This window comes from Pseudarthrobacter sp. KH_020_B, assembly GCF_057840185.1.
In genome coordinates this window covers 552,245-577,457 of sequence record NZ_CM174506.1, presented here as the reverse complement: position 1 = coordinate 577,457, position 25,213 = coordinate 552,245, and the positions used below count along the sequence as shown (strand labels likewise).

At 65.5% G+C, this 25,213-nt stretch carries 23 protein-coding genes and 1 pseudogene; 12 read left to right on the top strand and 12 right to left on the bottom strand.

Annotated features, from left to right (window positions below; translation table 11 throughout):
• Nucleotides 1–18: 18 nt before the first annotated feature.
• The 7 genes from AC3IT0_RS02825 to AC3IT0_RS02795 all read right to left on the bottom strand — a co-directional run bounded on the left by AC3IT0_RS02825 (nt 19) and on the right by AC3IT0_RS02795 (nt 7,401).
• Entirely contained in the window at nt 19–924 is a 906-nt protein-coding gene (locus AC3IT0_RS02825; protein WP_489322296.1) for an ATP-binding cassette domain-containing protein, read from the bottom strand.
• Entirely contained in the window at nt 921–2,279 is a 1,359-nt protein-coding gene (locus tag AC3IT0_RS02820) for a dipeptide/oligopeptide/nickel ABC transporter permease/ATP-binding protein (protein ID WP_489322295.1), read from the bottom strand. Before AC3IT0_RS02820 ends, AC3IT0_RS02825 begins: the two co-directional genes overlap by 4 nt.
• Nucleotides 2,276–2,776 carry an ABC transporter permease gene (locus tag AC3IT0_RS02815; protein ID WP_489322294.1) on the bottom strand — a complete coding sequence of 167 codons (501 nt, stop codon included), beginning with the start codon at nt 2,774–2,776 and terminating at the stop codon, nt 2,276–2,278. The genes AC3IT0_RS02820 and AC3IT0_RS02815 overlap by 4 nt, the downstream gene beginning before the upstream one ends.
• Nucleotides 2,773–3,714, bottom strand: a complete 942-nt coding sequence (locus AC3IT0_RS02810; protein WP_489322293.1) for an ABC transporter permease — start codon at nt 3,712–3,714, stop codon at nt 2,773–2,775. The genes AC3IT0_RS02815 and AC3IT0_RS02810 overlap by 4 nt, the downstream gene beginning before the upstream one ends.
• A gap of 99 nt (nt 3,715–3,813) precedes the next feature.
• Nucleotides 3,814–5,337 carry an ABC transporter substrate-binding protein gene (locus AC3IT0_RS02805; RefSeq protein ID WP_489322292.1) on the bottom strand — a complete coding sequence of 508 codons (1,524 nt, stop codon included), beginning with the start codon at nt 5,335–5,337 and terminating at the stop codon, nt 3,814–3,816.
• A 193-nt stretch (nt 5,338–5,530) separates the two neighbouring features.
• Entirely contained in the window at nt 5,531–6,544 is a 1,014-nt protein-coding gene (locus tag AC3IT0_RS02800) for a Gfo/Idh/MocA family protein (protein WP_489322291.1), read from the bottom strand.
• Entirely contained in the window at nt 6,541–7,401 is an 861-nt protein-coding gene (locus AC3IT0_RS02795) for a sugar phosphate isomerase/epimerase family protein (protein WP_489322290.1), read from the bottom strand. The genes AC3IT0_RS02800 and AC3IT0_RS02795 overlap by 4 nt, the downstream gene beginning before the upstream one ends.
• A 222-nt stretch (nt 7,402–7,623) precedes the next feature.
• Here AC3IT0_RS02795 and AC3IT0_RS02790 point away from each other — a divergent pair, with 222 nt between their 5' ends.
• Together AC3IT0_RS02790 and nadE are read left to right on the top strand one after the other, a co-directional pair.
• The gene (locus AC3IT0_RS02790; protein ID WP_489323894.1) at nt 7,624–8,640 is read left to right on the top strand and encodes a LacI family DNA-binding transcriptional regulator; all 1,017 of its coding nucleotides are present in this window, start codon (nt 7,624–7,626) and stop codon (nt 8,638–8,640) included.
• A gap of 140 nt (nt 8,641–8,780) precedes the next feature.
• Entirely contained in the window at nt 8,781–9,602 is an 822-nt protein-coding gene (nadE, locus tag AC3IT0_RS02785) for an NAD(+) synthase (protein ID WP_489322289.1), read from the top strand.
• A gap of 164 nt (nt 9,603–9,766) precedes the next feature.
• Here nadE and AC3IT0_RS02780 read toward each other — a convergent pair whose 3' ends face one another.
• Complete coding sequence (locus tag AC3IT0_RS02780) at nt 9,767–10,537, bottom strand: IclR family transcriptional regulator (protein ID WP_489322288.1); 771 nt, start codon at nt 10,535–10,537, stop codon at nt 9,767–9,769.
• 198 nt (nt 10,538–10,735) lie between these two features.
• On the opposite strand from AC3IT0_RS02780, the gene AC3IT0_RS02775 reads away from it, so the two are divergent.
• The 5 genes from AC3IT0_RS02775 to AC3IT0_RS02755 all read left to right on the top strand — a co-directional run bounded on the left by AC3IT0_RS02775 (nt 10,736) and on the right by AC3IT0_RS02755 (nt 16,875).
• Nucleotides 10,736–11,455, top strand: coding sequence for a CoA transferase subunit A (locus tag AC3IT0_RS02775; RefSeq protein WP_489322287.1), 720 nt, complete (start codon nt 10,736–10,738; stop codon nt 11,453–11,455).
• A gap of 81 nt (nt 11,456–11,536) precedes the next feature.
• The gene (locus AC3IT0_RS02770) at nt 11,537–12,247 is read left to right on the top strand and encodes a CoA transferase subunit B (protein WP_489322286.1); all 711 of its coding nucleotides are present in this window, start codon (nt 11,537–11,539) and stop codon (nt 12,245–12,247) included.
• A complete protein-coding gene (locus AC3IT0_RS02765) occupies nt 12,244–13,440 on the top strand; it encodes an acetyl-CoA acetyltransferase (RefSeq protein WP_489322285.1) in 1,197 nt (398 codons plus the stop codon). Before AC3IT0_RS02770 ends, AC3IT0_RS02765 begins: the two co-directional genes overlap by 4 nt.
• A 247-nt stretch (nt 13,441–13,687) precedes the next feature.
• Nucleotides 13,688–15,841, top strand: a complete 2,154-nt coding sequence (locus tag AC3IT0_RS02760; protein WP_489322284.1) for an amylo-alpha-1,6-glucosidase — start codon at nt 13,688–13,690, stop codon at nt 15,839–15,841.
• Nucleotides 15,842–15,864: 23 nt separating this feature from the next.
• Entirely contained in the window at nt 15,865–16,875 is a 1,011-nt protein-coding gene (locus tag AC3IT0_RS02755; protein ID WP_489322283.1) for a glycosyltransferase family 4 protein, read from the top strand.
• A gap of 7 nt (nt 16,876–16,882) precedes the next feature.
• On the opposite strand, the pseudogene AC3IT0_RS02750 reads toward AC3IT0_RS02755, so the two are convergent.
• Together AC3IT0_RS02750 and AC3IT0_RS02745 are read right to left on the bottom strand one after the other, a co-directional pair.
• A pseudogene (locus AC3IT0_RS02750) lies at nt 16,883–17,556 on the bottom strand (ankyrin repeat domain-containing protein).
• A 91-nt stretch (nt 17,557–17,647) separates the two neighbouring features.
• Nucleotides 17,648–18,229: a GlcG/HbpS family heme-binding protein gene (locus AC3IT0_RS02745; RefSeq protein ID WP_489322282.1), complete on the bottom strand. Its 582-nt coding sequence runs from the start codon at nt 18,227–18,229 to the stop codon at nt 17,648–17,650.
• Between the two features lie 230 nt (nt 18,230–18,459).
• Here AC3IT0_RS02745 and AC3IT0_RS02740 point away from each other — a divergent pair, with 230 nt between their 5' ends.
• The 3 genes from AC3IT0_RS02740 to AC3IT0_RS02730 all read left to right on the top strand — a co-directional run bounded on the left by AC3IT0_RS02740 (nt 18,460) and on the right by AC3IT0_RS02730 (nt 20,701).
• Nucleotides 18,460–19,704, top strand: a complete 1,245-nt coding sequence (locus tag AC3IT0_RS02740) for a sensor histidine kinase (RefSeq protein WP_489322281.1) — start codon at nt 18,460–18,462, stop codon at nt 19,702–19,704.
• Nucleotides 19,701–20,327, top strand: a complete 627-nt coding sequence (locus AC3IT0_RS02735; protein ID WP_489322280.1) for a response regulator — start codon at nt 19,701–19,703, stop codon at nt 20,325–20,327. Before AC3IT0_RS02740 ends, AC3IT0_RS02735 begins: the two co-directional genes overlap by 4 nt.
• A 170-nt stretch (nt 20,328–20,497) precedes the next feature.
• On the top strand, nt 20,498–20,701 hold the full coding sequence (locus tag AC3IT0_RS02730) for a cold-shock protein (protein ID WP_013599688.1): 204 nt from the start codon (nt 20,498–20,500) through the stop codon (nt 20,699–20,701).
• 69 nt (nt 20,702–20,770) lie between these two features.
• Here the strand turns inward: AC3IT0_RS02730 and AC3IT0_RS02725 are convergent, their stop codons facing one another.
• On the bottom strand, nt 20,771–21,904 hold the full coding sequence (locus AC3IT0_RS02725) for an acyl-CoA dehydrogenase family protein (protein WP_489322279.1): 1,134 nt from the start codon (nt 21,902–21,904) through the stop codon (nt 20,771–20,773).
• A gap of 162 nt (nt 21,905–22,066) precedes the next feature.
• Between AC3IT0_RS02725 and AC3IT0_RS02720 the strand changes: the two genes are divergently transcribed.
• Both AC3IT0_RS02720 and AC3IT0_RS02715 read left to right on the top strand, forming a co-directional pair.
• Nucleotides 22,067–23,794, top strand: a complete 1,728-nt coding sequence (locus tag AC3IT0_RS02720; RefSeq protein ID WP_489322278.1) for an AMP-binding protein — start codon at nt 22,067–22,069, stop codon at nt 23,792–23,794.
• Nucleotides 23,795–23,796: 2 nt separating this feature from the next.
• Complete coding sequence (locus AC3IT0_RS02715) at nt 23,797–24,303, top strand: MarR family winged helix-turn-helix transcriptional regulator (protein ID WP_252614002.1); 507 nt, start codon at nt 23,797–23,799, stop codon at nt 24,301–24,303.
• 119 nt (nt 24,304–24,422) lie between these two features.
• Here the strand turns inward: AC3IT0_RS02715 and AC3IT0_RS02710 are convergent, their stop codons facing one another.
• Nucleotides 24,423–25,199, bottom strand: coding sequence for an enoyl-CoA hydratase (locus AC3IT0_RS02710; RefSeq protein ID WP_489322277.1), 777 nt, complete (start codon nt 25,197–25,199; stop codon nt 24,423–24,425).
• Nucleotides 25,200–25,213: the final 14 nt, after the last annotated feature.

Sequence of the window (25,213 nt, the reverse complement as noted above, 5' to 3'; positions counted from 1 at the left end):
TTGGTTCGGGCATGAGCCCTAGGCAAGGGCAGCGGCTTGCTCGTTCTGCTGTCGCTGTTCTTCGAGCAGACGGTGACGGTCGGCACGGCGCTTCTCCTGGCGGTCCGGATCCGGCACGGGTGAAGCGAGCAGCAACCGCTGCGTGTAGGGGTGCTCGGGGTTGCGCGTGACGATCTCTGCCGGCCCCTGCTCCACGATTTCCCCACGGTACATCACGGCTACACGGTGGCTGATGTGACGGACCACGTCAAGGTCGTGGGAAACAAACAGGTAGGAGACGCCAGTGTCCTTCTGGATCTGCAGGAAGAGATCGAGGACCCGGGCCTGGGTGGACAGGTCCAATGCGCTGACGGGCTCATCGCAGACGATGAGCTTGGGTGAGAGTGCCAGTGCACGGGCAATGGCCACGCGCTGGCGCTGGCCACCACTGAACTCCCGCGGGAGGCGGTGGATGGCGTCCGACGGGAGGCCAACCTGGTCCAGGAGCTCCTTCACACGCTTTTTCGCGGCGGTGGATTCCATGCCCTGCACGCCCAGCGGTTCAGCCAGGATGTCGCCGATCTCCAGCGCCGGGTTCAGGGAAGTGTACGGATCCTGGAAGACCACCTGCATGTCTCGGCTGAGGACGCGACGCTCCTTGCGGGTAGCCTGACTGATGTCCTGGCCTTCAAAGGTGATCTTGCCGCCGCTGACCGGCGCGAGACCCAGCACAGACCTGCCCAGGGTGGTCTTGCCCGACCCTGATTCGCCCACCAGGCCCAGGGTCTCGCCCTGGCCGATGCTGATGTTGATGTCCGTCAGTGCGCGGAATTTCTTGGCGCGGAAACCCTTGCCGGCGTAGTCCACCACCAGGTTGTCTACCCGAAGTAGTTCTTCGCGTGCCGGGGCTGATACCGCGGCGCCTGAGGCTGCAGTTTGGGTCACAGTACGTTCTCCTTAGCACTCGATGGCACCAGCATGGACATCGGTTCTTTGCCTTCCAGCATCGAAGCCAGCAGGGTCTGGGTGTAGCGTTCCTTCGGTTCGCGCAGGATGTCCCGCACGGGGCCTTCCTCCACGAGCCGGCCGTTCTGCATGACCACCACACGGTCGCAAAGGTCAGCCACAACACCGAAGTTGTGGGTCACCAGGATGACGCCGACCCCGAGCCGGCGCTGGAGGTCGCGGATGAGGTCCAGCACATCGGCCTGCACAGTGACGTCCAGTGCCGTGGTGGGCTCATCGGCAATGATGAGGTCCGGTTCGCAGCTGATGGCCCCGGCGATGAGCACACGTTGGGCCATGCCACCGGATACCTCGTGGGGGTAGGCCTTGAAGGTCCGTTCCGGGCTGACAATGCCGACGTCGGCAAGCAGCTTCATGGCCCGCGCGGTGGCTTCCGCCTTGGAGATCCCCAAAACCCGCACCATGGGCGTGACCAGCTGGTAGCCGATGGTGAAGGCCGGATCCAGGTTGCTCATGGGTTCCTGCGGGATGTAGGAAATCCGCTTGCCGCGCAGCTTGGAGAGCCGTTCCTGGCTGACCTTGTCTTCGCCGGGAGCCACCGTGTAGTTGCCATCGAACTGGATGGCACCGCCCACGATGCGTGCAGTATCCGGCAGCAGTCCCAGGATCGAGAATGCAGTCTGGGACTTGCCCGAACCGGATTCGCCCACGATGCCTAGGATTTCGCCGCGGTCAACGTGGAAGGAAACGTCGTCCACTACCTTCTTGATGGATCCGTCTGCCTGGGGGTACCCGACGCCGAGATTGGTCACCTTCGCCAGGTGGTGTTCGGTTCCGGCCTCGACGGCGGCGATGGTCTTGCGCGCTGACTTGGCGGCGCTGGCTGCGGCAGCATCTTCGGCCTGGTGCGCTTTCTGCCGGCGGTGCTTGATCTTCTCGCCGTCTTCCAGGGCGTCGCGGATGGCATTGCCGAGCAGGACGAGCGCGCCGATGGTCAGAGCCATCGCGAACGCCGGCCAGAACAGCAGGCTCGGCGTGAGGTAGACGTTCTTGAACCCCTCGCTGAGCATTACGCCCCAGGTGGCCTTGGCGGGATCACCCAGGCCCAGGAACTCGAGCCCGGACTGGATGGCGATGGCAACGCCGGCGATCGCGGCCGTCTGGATGATAATGGGGGCGCGCACCACGGAGAAAATATGGCGGGTGATGATCCGCATGTCGGAGAGCCCGGAGACCCGTGCGGCATCGACGTAGAGCTCGTTGCGGACCGACTGTACGGCTGACCGGGTCAGGCGGAAGTAGGACGGGCTGATCAGGACGCCGAAGGCGATCATGGCAATCCAGACCGACGGCCCAAAGGCAGCGCGGCGCGGATGGTCAACAGGACAATCAAGCCGGGAAGGCTCATGAGGATGCTGACGACCCAGTTGGAGACCGCCTCGAACCTACCGGCGTAGTAACCGGCCACCAGGCCGGCGGGCAGGCCGATCGCGATGGCCACGGCGGCACAGAGGAGCGCCGAGGTCAGGGTCAGCTGGGCACCAAAGAGCAGCCGGCTCCAGACATCGCGTCCCGAGCTGTCCGTGCCCAGGATGTTGACTGCGTCCGGGGCGGCGAGGGTCTTGGCAATGTTGGCGAAGTTCTCATCGAACGGGGCCAGGGCATCGGCGAAGAGCGCCATGATGGCCATGCCCAGGAGGATGACGATGGCAATGATGCCGAGCGGATTCTTGAACAGTCGCTTGAGGACTGTTGACCGGACGACGGTACCGGTCTGGCCTGACGTGCCGGGGGCCGGTGTCAGGGCTGAGGTTTCGACGGACTCGGTCACGAGGCACGCACCTTCGGGTTGAGCCAGCCGTTGAGCAGGTCAACAATGAGGTTGACCACAATAACAACGGCGACGGTGTACATAACAACGCCCATGACCACGGGCTGGTCGCTCTGGCTTGTCGCCGCGACTGCCAGGGGTCCCATACCGGGAAGGGCAAAGATCTGTTCGATGATGACCACGCCACCGAGCATGCCGATCAGCTGGAGGCTGAGCACTGTCAGGCCGGCCGGAGCGGCGCTGCGCAGGACGTGCTTGAACAGGACTTCACGCTCTCCGATGCCACGGCTGCGGAGGGTGCGGACGTAGTCGCGTTCGAGCTGTTTGATCACGGCGCTGCGGATCTGCTGCGCACCGCCCGTGACGCCGTTGATCAGCAGGGCGACTACCGGAAGGGCCAGGGACAGTACCCAGGCGTCTGCTCCGACACCGGGTGAGATGGTGCTGGTGGCGGGGAACAGGCCCATCTGGATGGCCAGGATGGTCACCAGGATGATGCCGATGACAAACCCGGGGACTGAGTCGCCGATGATGGCACCGACCTGGACCACACGGTCCACCCAGCCGCGCTTCACTGCTGCGGCGACGCCGATGAGGGTGGCGATGATGGAGATGAGGATCATGGCCACCACCACCATGGTCATGGTGACCGGGATGCGGGTAGCGAGCGCGTTCGCTACGGGTTCAGACGTGAACCAGGATGACCCCAGGTCCCCCTGCAGGGCTCCCGTGAGCCAGCTGAAGTAGCGCGTGATGATGGGCTGGTCGAGCCCCAGCTCGGCTTCCTTCATGGCCAACTGCTCGGGGGTGGCCTGGTCACCCAGGATGTTCCGTGCAATGCTGCCGCTCGACACATAGAGCAGGGAAAAAACGAGGATCGAGACGGCGAACAGGACTACGACTCCGCTGCCGAGGCGTTTGAGGATAAAAGTGATCATTGCTGGCTCCGTTGAACTGGCATTGGTTGGCTGCCTTGTTCCGGCATCCCGCCCCTTGCGGGAGTGGGATGCCGGAACCGGGAGGCTACGTCGCTGTGGCTACTTAGCCGGCGAGTAGTTGTAGATCGACGGAACGGCCTGCTGGACCTGCGGTTCCACGGTGATCTTGGCGTTGTGGTAGTACATCTGGTTCACGCGGTACATCGGTGCAAACCACGCCTGCTCCACTACATACTTGTTGACTTCCTGGGCCGCTTTGCCTGCATCCTTGCCGGCCGTCTGGACTGCATCAATCTTGGCCTGCAACTCAGGTGAGGTGTTCTTGAACGGGTTGTACAGCGCCTTGGTGGAGATGATCTGGTTGGTGGCAACCCACGGCTCACCCTGGAACAGGGAGAAGAAGATGCTGCTGAACTTCTGCGCTGCGATATCCGTGGTGTAGGTATTGGTGAGCGCCGAGCCGACATTCAGTGTGATCCCGATGTCCGCCAGCTGCTGCTTGATGACCGCGAGCTGGGTTTCGAAGCCCGGAACGGCTGGGACCTCGAGGGTGACGCCGCTTTCGTAGCCGGCTTCCTTCAGCAGCGCCTTGGCCTTGGCCGGATCGTAGCTGTAGTAGTTCTCCAGCTCTTCGGTCCAGGCCCCGCTGGCCTTGCCAAACGGCTGGGACGTGGGGGTGCCCTGGCCCATCAGGACCTGGTCCACGATGGTCTTGCGGTCAAAGGCGTAGTTGATGGCCTGGCGGACCTTGACGTTCCCCAGCGCGGGGTTCTTGGTGCCGTCGCGGTCCAGCAGCAGGAGGCCCTGCCAGTCCACCTCGGTGGCGACCAGCTGCATCTTGGCGCCTTCAGCCTGCTTGCCCGTCTTTGGATCCAGCAGGGTGGCGTCAACCTGTCCCGAGACGAGGGCGTTAGTGCGTGCGGTCAGGTCAGTAAGGGTCTTGAAGGTGACCTTCTCGAACTTCTGGAGATCCTTGTTCCAGTAGTCCTTGCGGGCGGTGAACACAGACTGCGAATCCTTAACGGTGGCCGCCTTGTCCATAACATACGGGCCACTGCCTACGGGCTCCGTCTTGATGGCTTCGGTGCCCAGCGCCTTGGGGCTGCCCATCAGTCCGGCAGCCTGGCTGAGGTAGAACTCCAGGGACGGATCCGCGGCGGTCAGATTCAGTTCGATGGTGTCGGCGTCCACAACTGCGACGTCGGACACGGCGGTCAGCTGGGCCATCTGCGGGCCGTTGGCCTTCTTGAAGTGGTCCAGGTTTGCTTTGGCCGCTTCAGCATCGAACTTGGCGCCATCGCTGAAGGTCACATCGGTGCGGAGGTCAACGGTGAGCTTGGTGTTTTCCGTGTTGTACTTCCACTCTGTGGCCAGCATGGGGCTGAGCTTGCCGTCCGGTTCCCGCAGGAGCAGGGAGTCGTACGCGACCTGGTACGGCTGGAGGACGTGGCCAACGTGGGCCTGCGCCGGATCCCAGGAGCGGATTTCCTGAACGGCGCCCAACGTCAGGGACGTTGTTTTGGCTGCTGCCGGGCCCGTGGTGGCGCCGCCGCCGCAGGCTGTCAGTGCCAGTGCTGCACTGACAGTAATGGCGGCTGCTGCCGCCTTGGGACCTAACTTCATTGTTGGCTCCTGAATCTGTGGAACGTGAGTGGGGTGAATCCGACTGGTGTGGCGTGGGCCACACCGGCGTTCGAGATTCAGAGTACGCATAATTGCCAGCTTTGGCAACCGATTGTCAAAATTGTTGCAATCTTGGCGAAAATGGCCGTGAATGAAACGTTCTAAGGGCTTTCAACCGGTTGCCACACGCTGGCTAGGAGACTCGTGCCACCGCGTTCGGATAGCTCTGGCGGTAAATCTCCTTGACGATCTTCAGTGATTTTTCCGCCTCTTCAGGATCAATCCAGAACGGACCCTCGTCGCCGAGCCGGGCATAGAAGTCACTGATGAGCAGCTCGTGCGAGACACCCCAGTAGGCTCGTCCGCCGGACCCCACCACACGCTCGGGCACCACGTCCACGTGGCCGTCCGCGTAGGTGACGGTCAAGTCCCCGCGAAGGCTGAGCGTGGCTTTCTCCGTGACGATGTCCAAGGTGACGGGAGCGTTGACGGCGTTGGCCAGGGTGGCATAAAAGGCGCTGCGGACACCACTGGCGTGCTCCGCCACGAATTCGGCAGTATCCTCCACCTCAATGGTGTCGCCGAGGAACCTAGTGGCGGCGTTGCCGGACAACGAAACGACGTCGCCCACCAGCCACTGCAGCAGGTCAACGGTGTGGATGGCCTGGTTCATCATGAGCCCGCCGCCGCCGCCCGCCCACGTGCCGCGCCACGGCCTGCTGCGGTAATAGTCGGCATTGCGTTGCCACAGCACCGTGGCCGAAGCCCCTACCACCGCACCCAGTTCCCCGGAGGAGAGCAGTGCGTGCATGGCCTGAGAGGTGGCGTTGTAGCGGTTCTGGAAGCAGACGGCGATCTTGGCGGTGCTTGCCTTGGCAACCTCCACCAGCCGGCGGCCTTCCTCGAGCGTGTGCGCGAGAGGCTTTTCCACAATGACGTTCACGCCACGCTCAAGGCAGTCCGCCGCGATCGAGGCGTGCATGTCATGCGGGGTCGTAACGTGCACAACATCCGGTCCCACGGCCTCGATCAGGCTGAGATGATCAGGGAATCCCGGGACGCCATAGGCGGCCACGGCGGCCGCGAGGCGCCCGGGATCTGCGTCACAGACCCCTGCCAGCCGGGCGCCGTCGAGCTTTGCGATCGCCTCGAAGTGGACCGCGGAAACGTCACCGCAGCCGATCACCGCGGCCTTGAGGGCGGTCACGAAAGCTCGACTCCGTTCTTGGCAGCGAGCGTGGCGAACGCGCGTGCGGCCGTGCCGAACGCAACCGGCCCGGAGAAGCCGCCCAGTTCGTGGTGGCTGGCCAGGTGCGGTTCAAGGGAAGCGAAACCTGCATAACCGTCCGCCTTCAGGGCGGCAATGGTGGCGTCCAGTTCGCCGTCGCCCTGGCCGGAAGGCACAACTTCACCGGTGGCCATGATGGCGTCCTTGACCTGGAGGTATTCGAGGTAGGGGCGCAGCATGGCGTAGCCCTCGGTGTAGGGTCGGACGCCCACCTGGACGAAGTTGGCGTTGTCCCAGGCGACCCGCAGTGCCGGCGAGTCGACGGACTCCATGATGTCCAGGACGCGCTGCGGCGTATCGCCGTAAATGTCCTTTTCGTTCTCGTGCAAAAGTACGACGCCGGCGCTTTCGGCTTCAGCGGCCAGTGCCCGCATGCGGGTGATGACGTCGTCGCGGATTTCTTCCGGCGTCTGGTCTTCGCTCCGGAAGAAGGAGAAGATCCGGATGTACTTGGTATCCAGGCCCTTGGCCACGGAGATGATCTGGCGGAGGCGCTCCACCTCGTGCTCTACCGGCAGGCTGATGTCCACCTTGCCGATGGGGCTCGCGACGGCGGAGACCTTCAGGCCCTTGGCGTCCAGGAGTTCCTTGAGTTCGGTTACCTGCTTGGGCGTCAGTTCGGAGACGTTAACGCCCCAGGCGCTTCGGACTTCGATGTAGCTCGCGCCCAGTGCCAGCAGGACAGCGGCCTGGACGGCGGGGTCCGTATCCACCTCGTCGCCGAATCCTGAGAGCGTCCAGACGGTGCTTGCTGATTGGGTTGGTGCTTCGGTCACGGGAATCTCCTTAGGTGTGCCCGCGACGGGACAGCCTAGGTGCCGCTCCGGCGCGCGGGTGACTCAATTCACAAAAAGTGCTGGCTTTAGTCTAGACACGTCCCCCGTCAATGACAACCGATTGCCAAATGATTGCAGGCTATGGCAATCTAGGAGCTACAGGGCTGTGAAAACCGTCACAAGCCCCCTGTCATCCCGTTCAGTGAGGAGCGCGCCATGGCGATGCAAGCAGCCGGAACAGACCGTCCTGCCACCATCCACGACATCGCCGCGATCTGTGGCGTGGCCGCGTCCACCGTGTCCCGCGCACTTTCCACTCCGGACCGGGTCAACATCCGGACCCGTGCGCGGATCGAAGCGGCGGCGGCGGAGCTGAATTACACACCGAACAGCCAGGCGAAGGCCCTGAGCTCCGGCCGCACCGGCGCGGTTGGTGTTCTGGTGCCTGACATCACCAACCCGTTCTATTTTGACCTCATCCGGGGCACCCAGCTGCAGCTCAAGGCGGCCGGCTACACCCAGCTGCTGGTGGATACGGAAGAGTCCGACGAGGTGGAGGCCTCCACCATGGAGCAGCTGCGCAAGAGCGCTGACGGCATCATCGTCACCGCGTCCAGGCTCAGCGACGAGGCATTGCTGGCAGCGGCCGCCAAGATCCCCATGGTCACCATCAACCGCGACGTACCGGGCGTACCTGCCGTCGTCATTGACACACCATCCGCCACCAGCCAGGCACTGGACCACCTGATTTCCCTTGGCCACACCCGCATCGCCTACATGGCCGGCCCCCTCACATCCCAGTCCAGCACTCTTCGCTGGACAGCCCTGGCGGCCGCCGCCGAGGACCGTGGCGTAGAGGTCCGCAGGCTGGGCCCGTTCGCCCCCAAAACCCAATCAGGTGCCGCCGCGGCAGACGCGGCAGTCCACTCCGGCGTCACCGCGTGCATTGCGTTTAATGACCTCATCGCCATCGGCATGCTCCAGCGGCTGCGCGAACGCGGCATCCGGGTCCCCGAGGACATGAGCGTGGTGGGCTGCGACGACATCTTCGGCGCGGACTTCTGCAATCCCCCGCTGACCACCATGGCCTCCCCGATCGAACAGGCCGGCCGGGTGGCCGTGTCCATGCTCCTGGCCCAGCTCAACCCGCTGGCCGGCGGTGGCAGCCGCAGCCGTTCCCTGATGCCCACGCACCTCACCGTCCGCGGTTCAACGGGAGCGGCACCGGGAACGATGTAGCTTCTGGGCCTGTCCGATCGCGCTGGGGTGCTGAAGTGTCCGTTCGCGCTGGGGTGCCCAAGTGTCCGTTCGCGCAGATCGTGAGTGGTCCGGGAGGACACAGTTGAGCGTTGTCGACTGCGCTGACTAGGCTGGATCACATGCGCGAACTCCAGGCCACCATCATCGAAGAAATGGGCGTGCAGCCCCGGATCGACCCCGCCGGGGAGGTGCGCAAGCGGGTGGAATTCCTGAAGGCTTACCTCCGGGCAACCCACACCAAGGGCTTTGTACTGGGCATCTCAGGCGGGCTGGATTCCTCCCTCGCCGGCCGGCTGGCCCAATTGGCCGTGGAGGAACTTGAGGCCGAAGGAGTGGAGGCCAACTTCGTCGCGGTCCGGCTTCCGTACGGCGTCCAGCACGACGAAGACGACGCCCAGGCCGCCCTGGACTTCATCCAGGCCAAGACGGAATGGATTTTCAACATCTCCGCCGCCGTGGATGGCTTTGAGGACGAATTCGAGAAGACCGTGGGCAACGGGATCTCCGATTTCCACAAGGGCAACACCAAGGCCCGCACGCGGATGATCGCGCAGTACGCGTTGGCCGGGGAGCACAACTTTCTGGTGATCGGCACCGACCACGGCGCAGAGTCCGTCACCGGGTTCTTCACTAAATTCGGCGACGGCGGCGCGGACATCCTGCCGCTGTTTGGCCTGAACAAGCGCCAGAACCGCGAACTGCTCGCCGAACTGGGCGCCCCTGCGCGGGTCTGGGAAAAAGTGCCCACCGCCGATCTGCTGGACGACAAGCCCGGCCGCACCGACGAAGACGAACTGGGAGTCACGTACGACCAGATCGACGACTACCTTGAAGGCCGGGAGATCCCCGAAGCGGCCGCCGAGCTGATCGAGCAGAAGTACCTCCGCACGCGGCACAAGCGCACGGTGCCGGTGACCATCTTCGACACGTGGTGGAAATAAGCTGCACCCAAGAACGCCGGGTCGAGCCATTGCCCGAACCGGGGCACTTTGAAACCGAATTGGCCCATTCCGGCCCGAGATCCCGGCGTGTCCGCGTCAAAGTGCCCCACGACGGCCGCGTCCAGTCGAGGCACAGGGGAAACTCAGCGGCGCCAGCCAAGGAATCAGCGGCTGCCCAGTTTGTTGGTGATCCGGTGGGCTTCCTCCATCAGCAGTTTGCCGAGGAACTCCTGCCGTTCCGGGCGGAACCGGGGTTCGATGCCGGTGAGTGAGAGCGCGCCCACCGGCCGGCCCAGCTGGTCGAACACGGCCGCCCCCATTCCCCAGCTGCCCTCGAGCACCAGGCCGGGGTTCACGGCAAAGCCATGCAGCCGGGTCCGTTCCAGGTTCCGGCGGACCACGTCAAGGCCGTGGCCTGCTGCAAATCTGCCCGCGTGCTGGTCCCAGCCGGACAGCATGGCGTCCTGTTCCTCCTCCGGGAGGAACGCCATGATGGCGGTCCCGGCCGAGGCCACGCCCAGCGGAAAGCGGACTCCCTCGTGCAGCACGAAGGAGCGAACCGGGAAGCTGCCTTCTTCCCGCAGCACACAGACCGTCTCCTTGCCCCTGCGGATGGAATAGAAGGCGCTCTCGCCGGTCTCCTCCGCGAGCCGGCGGAGGCTCGGCCGAGCCAGGTCCTCAAACGGGAAGCGGGCCGCCGCCACTGATCCCAGCAGGAAGATCTCCGGGCCCAGGATCCAGTTTCCGCTGCGTGAGTCGTGGTCCAGGAGGCCCTCGGCGGCAAGGGAGGTGAGCAGCCGGTGGACGGTGGGCCGGGTCAGCCCGGACTCGCGGACCAGCCCGGTAATGGAGCTGCCCTCCGGCTTCCGGCCGACCAGCCGGAGCAGTGACGCCACACGGCCCACTACCTGCGCCCCTTGGACTGGATTTGTCATTCGGCTCACCACTTTCAAGAAATCCTCCACAATGTGGACACAAGCAAGCCTAGCGTCCATGCTGTGAAATATCTGCGGTGCTGGCACGATTGCGCCGTTGACCAGCTTCCGCGAGCGCCTTAGGCTCCTTCTTCAGGCCCAATGTCCACAAAGTGGATACCCCGAATGGCTCTGCCCGCTCGATGACGAGGAGATGGAATGTCCAAACTGAAATCCAACGCCGCCGCTACCCTGGCGGAAGTGCTACAGGACGGCATGACGCTCGCCGTCGGCGGATTCGGGCTGAGCGGCATCCCGGCGGACCTCATCGAGGCCGTTCGTGATTCCGGTGTGCGCGACCTGACCGTGGTGTCCAACAATATGGGCGTGGACGGGAAAGGCCTGGGCGTGCTTATCGAAGCCGGCCAGGTCCGCAAGGTCGTCGCCTCCTATGTCGGCGAAAACAAGCTCTTCGCCGAGCAGTACCTCGCCGGCCTGCTTGAGGTGGAGTTCACGCCGCAGGGCACCCTGGCCGAGCGCCTCCGCGCCGGCGGCGCCGGCATCCCCGCCTTCTACACCAAGACCGGCGTGGGAACCCTGGTCGCCGAAGGCAAGCCCCTGGCAGAGTTCGACGGCGAAACGTACGTCCAGGAGCGCGCCATCCGCGCCGACGTCGCACTGGTCCATGCGCACACCGCGGACACGGACGGGAACCTGATCTACCGCTACACCGCCCGGAACTTCAACCCCGTGGTGGCCGCCGCCGGCGTGGTGACCATTGCCGAAGCCGAAGTCATCGTGGCGCCGGGCACACTGGATCCGAACCACATCGTCACCCCGGGCGTGTACGTCCAGCACCTGGTCCAGGCGAGCGGCCGGGTGAAGGACATCGAACAGCGCACCGTCCGCTCCCGGGAAGCGGCAACAGTCCCCGCCTGAACATCCCCCGGCTAAACCCCCACCCCACAGCGCGAACGAACACTTAAGCCCCCGCAAACTTTGAACCCCAAGGAGAACCCCATGGCCTGGACCAGGGATGAAATGGCTGCCATCGCGGCCGAGGAACTGAACGACGGCGACTACGTGAACCTGGGCATCGGCATCCCCACGCTGGTGGCCAACAACCTGCCCGACGGCGTCCGCGTGGTCCTGCAGAGCGAAAACGGCCTGCTCGGCATGGGCCCGTTCCCCTATGAGGGCGAGGAAGACGCCGACCTCATCAACGCCGGCAAGCAGACCGTCACGGTCCTGCCCGGCGGCAGCATCTTCGACTCCGCCACGTCCTTCGGCATGATCCGTGGCGGCCACGTGAAGGTGGCCATCCTCGGCGCCATGCAGGTCTCCGGCAACGGCGACCTCGCCAACTGGACCATCCCCGGCAAGATGGTCAAGGGCATGGGCGGCGCCATGGACCTCGTGGCCGGCACGCCGCGCGTGGTGGTCCTGACCGAACACAACGCCAAAGACGGCACCGCAAAGATCGTCACCGAGTGCACCCTGCCACTCACGGGCCTGCGCTGTGTGGACCGGATCATCAGCGACCTCGCGGTTTTTGACATCGTGAAGCATGAACAAAAAACGGACGACGGCGGCGGGCGGCAGCTCTCGCTGACCCGCCTCGCGCCGGGGGTCACCGTGGCGGAAATCCGCGAAAAGACTGAAGCCGCGTTCACGGTGTCCCTGGACGAAACCGACATCGAAGAAACCGCTCTGGAAGGAGCCACAGCATGAGCCTCAAGGAACAGTTCGGCAAGGATGTCCTGCTCACCGGCTGGGGCCACAGCCGGTTCGGCAAACTGACCGACGAGACCCTCGAGTCGCTGATCGTCCAAGTGGCCACGGAGGCGATCAGCAATGCGGGAATCGAGCCCGGCCAGATCGATGAGATCTACCTGGGCCAGTTCAACTCCGGCATGATGCCCTTGGCCTTCCCGTCGTCGCTGGCCCTACAGGTCTCGGACCACCTGGCCAATGTCCCCGCGACCCGCGTGGAGAACGCCTGCGCCTCAGGGTCGGCCGCGTTCCAGCAGGGAACCAAGTCGCTGCTGGCCGGGACGGCGAAGACCGTGCTGGTCATCGGTGCCGAGAAGATGACCCATGCCGGCGCGGACGTGGTGGGCGCCGCCCTGCTGGGCGCTGACTACGACATGGCCGGCCAGACCTCCACCACCGGTTTCACGGGCCTGTTCGCCGACGTCGCCAAGCACTACGAAAAGCGCTACGGACGCGGCGACGGAAAGCTGGGCGACGTCCTGGGCACCATCGCCGCGAAGAACCACCGCAACGGCGTGGACAACCCGTACGCCCAGCTGCGGAAGGACCTCGGCGAGGAGTTCTGCCGCACCGTTTCGGACAAGAACCCCATGGTGGCCGATCCGCTGCGCCGCACCGACTGCTCCCCCGTGTCCGACGGCGCCGCCGCCGCCGTACTGTCCGTCTCACCAACCGGTGGGGCAACTGCGCCGGTGCGGCTCGCCGGTTTCGGCCACGCGAACGACTACTTCCCCGCCGAGCGCCGGGACCCCACGGCTTTCGAAGCCACCCGGGTGTCCTGGCAGCGCGCGCTGGCGATGGCCGGCGTCGGGCTTGAGGACCTGGACTTCGCCGAAGTCCACGATTGCTTCACCATCGCCGAGCTGCTGATGTACGAGGCGATGGGACTGACCGAACCCGGACAGGGCGCCCGCGCTGTGCAGGAAGGCTGGGTCTTCAAGGACGGGAAGCTGCCCATCAACGTGTCCGGCGGGCTCAAGGCCAAGGGCCACCCCGTCGGCGCCACCGGCGTATCCCAGCACGTCATCGCCGCGATGCAGCTCACCGGGACCGCCGGCGACATGCAGCTGGAGAATCCGCGCCGTGCCGCCGTCCAGAACATGGGCGGCGTAGGCATCGCCAATTACGTCAGCGTCCTCGAAGCGGTCTAGGGATACGAGGTGGGGTCCCGCACCTAGCGTCCACATAACCACAAGCGTAGGGTCATAGAACCAACGTGCTCCTGATGGAGGTCGGCCATCACAGATTCGTTGCCCATCAGGCTCCGTCGGAGGCCGATGAGGACGAGGATCCCACGACTGATTGACCCGCGGCGGCAGCCATTCTGATCCACCGCGGGATCCACAGGAACGGGGCCCCGCAGCGTTGCTTACAGGATGAGCGTCAAAGGAGCCAGGGATGGCTGGATGGAATGCTGACACCGCGGCTGGCCCCCTGGGGGCTGGCGTCACACTGGTGGATGGCTCGAACTTCTGCATTTCCGGTCTTGCCGGCGACATGTACTCCGACCGCCCCCACGGTGTGTTCCATGAGGACACCCGCATCGTCTCCCGCTGGAGACTGACTGTCAATGATGTGACTCTGGAGCCGCTGGCCGCCCGTGCCCTCGAACCGTACCGGGCCGTCTTCATCGGCCGTCCGGCCCGGGCAGCCGGCCATGCGGACAGCCCTTTGATCGTGGAACGAAACCGCGAGGTGGGCGCGGGCATCCTGGAGGAGATCACCGTCCGGAACCATTCCCGCGAGCCTGCCGTGTGCGTGGTGGAACTGGCGATGGACGCGGACTTCGCGGACCTCTTTGAGGTGAAGGACGCCCGGATCATCCGGCACTGGGACCAGTCCCGGCACCTGGAACGCGACTCCCTCACCATCAAGGGCGTCTGGCGGGGAACGCACAAGGGGGTTGTCCTGCAGGCTCCCGACGCGACGTTCAGTCACGAAGGCCTGGGCTACCAGACCGTGGTGCCGCCGCACGGCCAGTGGAGCACACGGGTGACGGTGTCGCCTCTACTGGATGCAGCCGAAACGCCCGCGCCCTTCCAGCGCCAGGCAACCGGCACCTCGCCTGCGGAACTACGGCGCCAGGAGTGGATGCGGAAGATCCCCGCGCCGCACATCAGCAACGTGTCGTTTGCCCGCACCCTGCAGCGCAGCCACGATGACATCGGCGCCCTCCAGATCGAGGACCCGCTGCATCCGGACCGGACCGTCGTCGCGGCGGGTGCCCCATGGTTCATGGCCCTCTTCGGCCGCGATTCGCTTCTCTCGTCCTACATGGCGCTGCCGGTGGACCCGACGCTGGCCCTTGACACCCTGCAGACGCTGGCCGAAAGGCAGGGCACCGTGGTGGACGCGCTGACCGAAGAGCAGCCCGGCCGGATTCTCCATGAGGTCCGGCTGGGCGTCAGCACGGGCCTGGCACTCGGCGGCAAGTCCGCCTACTACGGCACGGCCGATGCCACGCCGTTGTTCGTCACGCTGCTCGGCGAAGTCAGCCGCTGGGGCCTCGCCGCTGACCACGTGGCCGCGCTGCTGCCCAACGCGGACAGGGCGCTGGACTGGATCAGGGATTACGGCGACCGCGACGGCGACGGCTTTGTGGAGTATCAGCGGCTTAACGACCAGGGGCTGATCAACCAGGGCTGGAAGGATTCCTGGGACGGCGTAAATTTCGCGGACGGCCGCATGGCGGAACCGCCGATTGCCCTCTGCGAAGTGCAGGGGTACGTGTACGGCGCCTATATCGCCCGGGCGTGGATGGCGTACGACGCCGGGGACCTGGCTTTGGCGCGGGAGTTGCGGGAACGCGCGGCGCGGCTTAAGAAGCAGTTCAACGAACAGTTCTGGCTGCCGGACCGTGGCTACTACGCCATCGCACTGGACCGGGACAAGAGACCGGTGGATGCCTGTGCCTCCAACATGGGGCACTGCCTGTGGAACGGGATTATCGACGCCGACAAGGCGCCCCTGGTGGCGGCCCGGCTGATGTCGCCGGAAATGTTCAGCGGCTGGGGGATCCGCACCCTGGCCACGGATATGGGCGCCTACAACCCTGCGAGCTACCACAACGGATCCGTGTGGCCGCATGACAACGCGATGATTGCCACTGGCCTGATGAGGTACGGATTTGTGGACGAGTCCCGGCGGGTTGCCCTCGGGCTTATTGAGGCCGCGGATTTCACGGACCACCGCTTGCCTGAATTGTTCTGCGGATTTGACCGCGCTGACTTCCCGGAACCGGTGCCTTACCCGACGGCTTGCTCGCCCCAGGCCTGGGCTGCCACCACCCCGGTGCATCTGCTGCGCACACTGCTGCGGTATGACCCCCACGTCTCCATGAACGGTATGTGGATGGACCCTGTGCTGCCGGAGTCCTGGGGCCGGGTCCACATCACCAACTGCCCCATAGGCGACGGCCGGATCACCATCGACGTGACCGGCAGCCAGGCCACGATCGATGGGCTCCCGCCGGGCATGACGTTTCATCGCGGGACACGTCCCCCCCTTGCCGATCTGGTTGAGCTCGCCGAGAAGCTGGACCAGACAGGCTAAAACCCCGAGCAGGAGCGCGCATCTTGCGGATAGGACTGATAGCTCCACCATGGCTCCCCGTCCCGCCCCTAGGCTACGGCGGAACGGAGGCGGTCATCCACGCGCTGGCCACCACGCTGGCGGCGGCCGGCCACAGCGTGGTGCTGGCGGCCGCGGCGGACAGCACTTGCCCGGTCGAACTGCTGGACGGCTTCGCGCCGGCGGAGCGTGCCGCCATGGGCACCACAAGCTCGGAGTTGCCGCACGTGATCAGGGCCTACGCCGGACTGGACGACGTCGATATCATCCATGACCACACCCTGGCGGGACCGTTGTACCGGCACCGCCCACCCGGGATTCCAGTGGTCAGCACCATTCATTCGGACATGACGCCGGCGCTCTGCCGGGTATATGAAGCCTTCAGCCGGGACGTGTCACTGGTGGCCATCTCGCAGCACCAGGCCAACAGCGCCCCGAACGTGAAAATCCGCCGCGTCATCCACCACGGCATCGATCCCGCCACTGTTCCACCCGGTGCCGGAGCCGGCGGCTACGCGTGTTTTCTGGGCCGAATGGCGCCGTGCAAAGGCATCGCTGAGGCCATAGCGGTGGCCCGCAGAGCGGGAATCCAGCTCAAGATCGCCGCAAAAATGAGCGACCCGGCTGAAGTGGATTATTTCCGCTCCGTGATCGCACCCTTGCTCGGGCCTGATGAAGAGTTCCTCGGAGAACTGGACGCCGACGGAAAGTTCGCCCTGCTGGGCAATGCCGTCGCGCTGCTCAACCCTGTGCAGTGGGACGAACCCTTTGGAATGGTCATGATCGAGGCGCTGGCCGCCGGCACCCCCGTTGTGGCCACTCCGCGGGGCTCCGCACCGGAAATCATCGAGCACGGAGTCACCGGTTTCCTAGCCGCGGGTACCGATGAACTGGCCAGCTGCCTGCAGCGTGCCTCCGGCCTGGACCGGCATGACTGCCGGTCCGCCGTCGAAACCCGGTTCAGCGCGGAGGCGATGACGCGGCAATACGTGGAGTTATTCGAGGACGTGCTTTAGCCCTGGGTCAGCGGGCCCTGACCAGGTTGGCGATCTCCACAAAGCCCAGCCGCTCCGCATTCTCCAGCGCCGTGCGGCCTTGGGGATCGCGGATGCTGGGGTCCCCGCCGGCGTCGAGAAGTTGCCGCACCACGTCCTGCTGCCTGGGGCCGCCGTTGTTCAGCAGGATGGCCTCCTGCATGGCGGTCCAGCCCAGGTTGTTCACGTGGTTCACGGGCACGCCGGCGGTCAGGAGGATGCGGACCGTCTCCACATGGCCGTGTTCGCTGGCCGGATCAGCGCCGTCCCGCCGTACCGGTTGGTACTGGCAACGTCCGCGCCGGCCGCCAGCGTCAGCCGGAGGACATCGTTAAATCCCTCGGCCCCGGCGTAGAGGAAGGCGGAATCCTCGATGGCGTCCTTGGCGTTCACGTTGCCGCCGCGGCCGATGAGTTCACCCACCAAGGCCACGTTGTTGGCCTTCGCGGCGGCGATCAGCTCCTGGTCCAACCGGGCCTGGGCCTCGATGGACAACGCTGGTGGCGTGGTGGGTGCCGGTGCAATGGTTTTCGGCGCCGCAGTGGCCGGAACCAGAGGCTCCGGGCTCTCCAGGACGGACGACGACGGCGACTTCAGCCGCTGCGGCTCACCGGGACCCGCCTGGCAGGCGGCCAGGCACACTGCCACACCGCCCGCGAGCATGAGAATTGCCGCCGCCCTGCGTGCCCGGCGCCAGGTCCTGAACCGCGATGTCCTCAACCGCCACGTCCTGAACCGCCTCATGGAGCCGAGCCTACTTGCCGGAGCCGGCAGCCGCAGCGGCAATGGCCTCGGCGCCTGCGGTGGCGCAGGCTTCGTCCAGGTTGCCGTCGGGGGCGCCGCCCACGCCGATGCCTGCTACGGACACACCGTTGACCTTGAGCGGGACGCCGCCGGGCAGGAAAAGGGTGCCGGGGAGGTCCGCGATGCTGGGCCCGTTGCCGTTCACGCGCTTGGCCAGCTCGCTCGTGGGTGCACCGAAGGCGGCCGCGGTGTAGGCCTTCTGCTTGGCCGCTTCGATCGTGTGCTCGGCGGCGTTGTCCCCGCGCAGGAGCGCCTGGACGGTGCCGAACCTGTCCACCAGGGCCACCGTGACGAACGGCAGCTTGTCAGCCTGGCATTTCGCGAGGGCCGCACTGACGGCTTCGGACGAGGCGCCAACACTGATGCGGTTCTGCGCCACGACGGTTTCCGGTGCCTGCGGGATGTCGACGGCGGGCACAGCGGCGGGAGCGGCCGCCTGGCTGGTCCCGGCATTGGCTGCAACGGTCAGCCCTCCCGTCAGCAGCAAAGCTCCGGCAGCAGCGGCGGCGGCAATCTTGTTGGACTTCTTCACGGTGTTCTCCTTGATTTGATGGACCCAACGTTGATCGATCCACGTTGATGGAATGCCTTGAACGGCATCGGCTCCATCCATCCTCTCCAGCCCCGCCGGAACAAACATCGGGCCTTTGGCTGCGCCCCGCTCCCCCGGAAGGCCAGCAGCATCAGCCAAAAGGCTGAGAGACCAGCAACGGCGCGGGCAATAGCATGGGATAGGAACACTCCTGACCTGAACCGGACCGTATGCCCTCCCCAGCCACTCCCCGTGAAACCCCGACCACCGGACCTGCCCTGCCCACCGGCCCGGCCTCAGAACCTGGCCGGTTCGGCCGGATCGACACCGTCGTCCACCTTGGCTTCGCGGTCCTGCTCGTCGCGTCGGCCGTCCGCTATGCCATGCGGCACAGCCTGCAGGACAACTTCCTGGTCCTCGGCCTGGCAGGAGCGGTGTGCGCCCTGTATGCCGTGATCGCCGTACTGGCCCGCCAGAGACGCCCCTGGGCGGTCTGGATGCTCGTGTTTGTGGCCGTCTGGGCAGCGCTGGTCATTGCCGCCCCCAGCTTTGCCTGGTGTTCCTTTGCGATCTTCTTCCTGTGCCGGACGGCCTTTACGGGCGCCGTGGGCTATGTGGCGGCAGGCGCGACGGCGGCCGCCACCGCCGTCGGGCTGTTCCGGCTCAGCGACGGGACGGACCTCGCGATGCTGCTGGGGCCGCTCGCCGTCGGCGTGATGCTGACGCTGATCCATGACCGGATCGAGCATGACGCCGCGGAGCAGCGCCGTCTCCATGCCGAGGTATCGCTGGCACACGGGCAGCTGGCGGCCAGCGAGCGCCTGGCCGGCACCATCGCCGAACGCGAGCGCGTATCGCGAGAGATCCACGACACCGTAACGCAGGGCCTGGCCAGCAGCCTGCTCCTCCTGGAGGCCGCTGACCGTTCGTGGCCAGGCCAGGCATCGCGCCAGGAGCTCAACCAGGCCACGGAACTGCTGCGCCGGAATCTCTCCGAGACGCGCCGTCTGGTCCACGAGCTCGCCTCCCCGGGACTCGACGCGTCGCCGCTGGCGGAGGCCCTGCACCAGGCGGCCGCCCAGTACGTCCCGCACACCCGGCTCCTGGTCACCGGCGAACCGAGGGACGTCCCAGCCGAAGTCCGGCACACCCTCCTGCGGGTGGTGCAGAGTGCGGCCGCGAACATCCAGCAGCACGCAAACGCCGCCACTACCACCCTGACGCTGGGGTTCCTTCCTGACTCGGTCACCCTTGACATCTACGACGACGGGACCGGCTTTGACCCGTCTGCGGCAGCACCGCCGTCGAACGCCGGAGGCTACGGGCTGCGGGCCATGCGCCAGCGGGTGGAGCAGCTGGGCGGGGTATTCTCGGTGGAAAGTTCCCCCGGCGAAGGGACCATCGTGGCCGCACAGGTGCCGGCCCGCGCGCAGTCAGCGCCACCTGAACAGCGGACCACACAGGAGGACGAATGACAGCCATCACCATCCTCCTGGTGGACGACCACCTGGTGGTCCGGAGCGGGCTCAGGGCGCTGCTGGGTACGCAGCCTGACCTTGATGTCGTGGCCGAGGCAGCCTCGGGCGAGGAAGCGCTGGGGCTGGTGGAACAACTTTCCCCTGCCGTAGTGGTGATGGACCTGGCCATGGGCGCCGGAATGGACGGGATCGAGGCCATCAGGCAGCTGCGGCAGCGCAACGGCCGGCAGGCCATCCTGGTGTTCACCACCTACGATTCCGACGCGGACATCGTCCGGGCGGTCGACGCCGGCGCCATGGGCTACCTCCTCAAGGACGCCGCCCCGGACGAAATCTTCGCCGCCATCCGCGGTGCGGTCCAGGGAAAAAGCGTCATGAGCGCCCCGGTGGCCTCGCGGCTCTTCCAGCAGCTGCGCAATCCCGACGAGGTCCTGACGCCCCGGGAGGCGGAGCTGCTAAGCCTCCTGACCGAGGGGCTCAGCAACCGGGAGCTGGGCCAGCGGCTCTTCATCTCCGAGGCCACGGTCAAGACCCATCTGGCGCACATTTACGCCAAGCTCGGGGTGGAAACCAGGGCCGCGGCCATCGCCACGGCCATCCGCCGGGAGGGTATGCGCTAGCCCGGAACGGTCAATTCGCAGATACCACTTCTGTAACAGGGGTGACACTTGATGACTGCAGCTATTGCACGCCCACCGCGCAGCCCCTAGGTTTGAGACAGCGGACTACAGACTCCGCGTCTGCCTGCCGTCCGAGCAGGACCAGAAAAGGGTTACAAAGGAAGTTAGCAATGGCAACAGGCACAGTTAAATGGTTCAACGCTGAAAAGGGCTTCGGCTTCATCGCTCCGGACGACGGATCCGCCGATGTTTTCGCGCACTACTCCGCAATCGCCAGCAGCGGCTACCGCTCGCTGGACGAGAACCAGAAAGTCGAATTCGATGTGACCCAAGGTCCCAAGGGCCCGCAGGCAGAGAACATTCGCCCGCTCTAAGGTTCTGATCAACTGCCCTGACCGTGCTGCAAAGCATGGCCAGGGCAGTTTTTTGTTAAGAGCGAGTCCCTACACGAAGGCCGATTTTCCGGTGACGGCCCGGCCCACAATCAGCGAATTGATTTCGTAGCTGCCCTCATAGGTATAGAGGATTTCGGCATCGCCGAACAGCTTGCCCATTTCAAAGTCCGAGCTGATCCCGTTGCCGCCCAGCAGCGAGCGTCCCATCGCCACCGACGCGCGGGCCAGCCGGGTGCACGTGGACTTTGCCATGGCCGCCTGCGCCATCTCCAGCTTGCCGTCCGCCTGGATCCGGGCGAGCTGGGCCATCAGCGCCAGTGACGCGGAGGCGTTGCCCAGGATCTCCGCCAGCTGCTGCTGGACCAGCTGGAAGCACGCAAGTTCCTTGCCGAATTGCCTGCGTTCCAGTGCGTAGGAACGGGCGACGTCGAACGCGGCCAGCTGGATCCCGGCACCTTGCCAGCCAACCCAGGCGCGCGAATCCCGCAGGAGGTCGTTTGCTTTGGAGAAGTCCGTGGCGCCCGGAAGCATGTTGGACGCCGGAATCCTGACGTTGTCCAGCACGATGTCCGCGTTCTGCATGATCCGCAGGCCGATCTTGTTGGCAATCTTGGTTGCCCGGTAGCCAGCGCGGTCCGTCTCCACAATGAAGCCCTTGATGTGCCCGTCCGCTGCGTCACGCGCCCACACCAGCGCAAAGTCCGCGATGGTCCCGGAACCGATCCAGCGCTTCGCGCCGTTGATCACCCACTCGCCGCCCTCCAGCCGCGCGGATGTTTCCAGCCCGCCGGCGATGTCTGAGCCGTGCTCCGGTTCGGTCAGGGCGAAGGCGCCCAGCTGGGTAAAGTTCGTCAGGCCAGGCAGCCACCGCTGCTTCTGCTCCTCGGAACCGAGGGCGTCGATCATCCCCACGATCAGTTCGTTATGGATCCCCACCAGGGCAGAGAGCGAAACGTCCGCCCTGGCCACTTCAACGTACATCAGGCCCTTGAAGAGCTTGGACGTGCCGTCCGTCTGCAACATGCCAAGCCCGTGCTTGCCCATCTCCGCCAGCAGCCCGAACGGGAATTCCTCGCGGTTCCAATAGTCAATGGAGGCCTGCCGCACGGTGGACTGCAGGAACGCCCGGATCTCCAGGTAGCGCTCGCGCTCCGCCGCGGGCAGGAGGTCCACGATGTGCATCAAATCTGCCTCGGGAAAGGGCGGGGCTCCGGTCACAACACGCTCACGTCCTTGTGGCTGCACGCTTCATATCCCTTCGGTCTTCCAAACCCTTGGATGTCCTAGTATATTGCACAGGGATGGGTTTTTAGTGATGCGCATCACTGGACGAAAGGTGTCCCCTTGTCAGTCACCGATGACTTCCGCGCGGCACGCGACCGCCTGCTGACCCTGCATTCGGACTACCACCAGGCCAGGCGCGAGTTCGTGTGGCCGCGGTTCACGGAATTCAACTTTGCCCTCGACTGGTTCGATCAGATCGCCGCAGATCTTGAGAAGGCCACCAATCCGGCCCTGGTCATCGTCGAGCAGGACGGCTCGGCCACCCGCCGGAGCTTCGCGGACCTGGCCGCACGCTCCAGCCAGGTGGCCAACTGGCTGAGAAGCCAGGGCATGCGCCGCGGGGACCGCATGATCATCATGCTGGGCAACCAGGTGGAGCTCTGGGAGCTGATGCTGGCCGGCATCAAGCTGGGCGTTGTCCTGATCCCCACCACCACCCTGATGGGTCCGGAGGACCTGGCCGAACGCGTGGAGCGCGGCGAGGCGGGGTGGGCCGCCGTCGGGCGTTCCAACATCGGTAAGTTTGCCGGCGTCCCCGGTGATTACCGCCTCATCGAAATCGGCGCCGGCGGCGGTTCAGCCGGCACCCCCGGCGCCCTCCAGTACACGGACTCGACGACGGCGGCAGTCACGTTCGCGGCCGACGCCCCCACCCAGGCGGACGAGACGCTGCTGCTGTACTTCACGTCCGGAACCACGTCGAAGGCCAAGCTGGTGGAGCACACCCACACGTCGTACCCGGTGGGGCACCTCTCCACGATGTACTGGATTGGCCTGGAACCTGGGGATGTCCACCTGAATGTGGCATCGCCGGGCTGGGGCAAACACGCGTGGTCCAATTTCTTCGCGCCGTGGATCGCGGAGGCGTGCGTTTTTGTCTACAACTATGAACGGTTCGACGCCCGTGCCCTGATGGAACAGATGGACCGCGAGCGCGTCACCAGCTTCTGCGCCCCGCCCACCGTCTGGCGGATGCTGATCCAGGCGGACCTGAAAGTGCTGAAGACCCCTCCCACCAAGGTGGTCTCCGCGGGCGAGCCTTTGAACGCCGAAGTGATCGAGCAGGTCCACCGCGCCTGGGGCCAGACCATCCGGGACGGCTTCGGCCAGACCGAAACCACCGTCCAGGTGGCCAACACGCCCAGCCAGCCGGTCACCATCGGCGCCATGGGGTGGCCGCTTCCCGGCTATGACGTGGTGCTGCTGGACCCCAACACCGGGAAAGAAGCCAACGACGGCGAGCTGTGCCTCCGCCTGGACCCCCGGCCGGTGGGGCTGATGAAGGGTTACTACGGGGACGCGGAACGCACCGCGGAGGCGTTCCGTGGCGGTTACTACCACACGGGCGACATGGCCAGCCGGGACGAACACGGCGTCATCACTTACGTGGGCCGCGACGACGACGTCTTCAAATCCTCCGATTACCGGCTCTCGCCGTTCGAACTGGAGAGCGTGCTGCTGGAACACCCGGCCGTGGCCGAAGCGGCCGTGGTTCCGTCGCCGGACGCGCTCAAGCTCTCCGTCCCCAAGGCCTATGTTGTCCTGGTGTCCGGACTGGAGCCGGGGCCGGAGCTGGCGGAGGACATCCTGCGGTACTGCCGCGAACACCTGGCACCGTTCAAGCGGATCCGGCGGCTGGAATTCGCGGCACTGCCCAAGACCATCTCGGGCAAGATCCGCCGTGTGGAACTGCGGCACCATGAGGAACTCCGGCATGGCGGGGGCACCCATCCCGACGGCTTCGGCGTGGAGTACTCCGAGGCGGATTTCCCGGGGCTGAAGGGCTGAGGATGGCCGTGCCACTGCCCCGGGACCCCATCGCCGACGCCCAGCGGAACTGGGAGGAGCACGGCTGGGCCGACGTCGCCGCTCCCATGGCTGCGATCACCGCGATCATGCGCACCCAGCAGATCCTGCTGGCCCGGATCGAGGGCGCCCTGAAACCGTTCGGGCTGACCTTCGCCCGCTACGAACTGCTCGCGCTCCTCAGCTTCGCCCGCAGCGGCGCGCTGCCCATGAACAAGGCGAGCGCCCTGCTCCAGGTCCATCCCACCTCGGTGACCAACGCCGTCGACCGTTTGGAAGGCTCCGGACTGGTGGCCCGCTCGCCGCATCCTACGGACGGCCGCACCACCCTGATCGAGCTCACCGCGGAGGGGCGGATCGTTGCCAAACGCGCGACGGCGGTGCTCAACACGGAGGTGTTTGGCCAGTCAGGTTTCGACGCGGCCGACGTGGACCAGCTGATCCGCATCCTGGGCACGTTCCGCCGGAATGCCGGGGACTTCACGGACTGATCCATCGAGTGATCCCCACCGGCTCCCTCGCCTCACAAGTTCGGCCAGGGAACCCTGCCGGCGTGGGCCCTGGCCCTTTTGGGCGCTGAAAAGGGCGGTTACGGAGCAATCGATGGGGGTCAGCGGTGGGTGAACTCGGGCTGCCGCTTTTCCGTAAAGGCGGACATGCCTTCCTTCTGGTCCTCGCTGGCGAAGAGCGAGTGGAAGATCCGGCGTTCGAACAGGACGCCCTGGGCGAGTCCCGTTTCAAAGGCCGCGTTGACGGCTTCCTTCGCGAGCATGGCCACCGGCTTGGACTTGGACGCGATGACCTCCGCGGCCTTCAGCGCCTCTTCCACCACGTCCTCGGCAGGCACCACACGTGAGACGAGTCCGGAGCGTTCGGCCTCGTCGGCGCCGATGAAGCGCCCGGTGAGGATCATGTCCATGGCCTTGGCCTTGCCCACGGCTCGGGTGAGCCGCTGAGAACCGCCCATGCCCGGCAGGACGCCGAGGTTGATCTCCGGCTGGCCGAACTTGGCGTTGTCCCCGGCGATGATGAAATCGCACATCATGGCCAGCTCGCAGCCGCCGCCCAGGGCGAAGCCGGACACCGCCGCGATGACCGGGATCCGCAGCCGCGTGAAGTCCTCCCAGCCCCGGAACCAGTCTGCGGCGTACATGTCCATGTAGCCTTGGGAGGCCATTTCCTTGATGTCGGCCCCTGCGGCGAACGCCTTGCCTGAGCCGGTGATCACCACCGCGCCCACGCCGGGATCGGCGTCCATGGCGGTGACGGCTGCCACGAGCTGGTCCATGGTGGCCTTGTCCAGGGCGTTGAGCGCCTCCGGCCGGTTCAGTGTGACCAGCCCCACCCGGCCGCGCTGTTCCACCAGGATGTTCGTGTACTCCGTCATGCGTGACCTTTCAG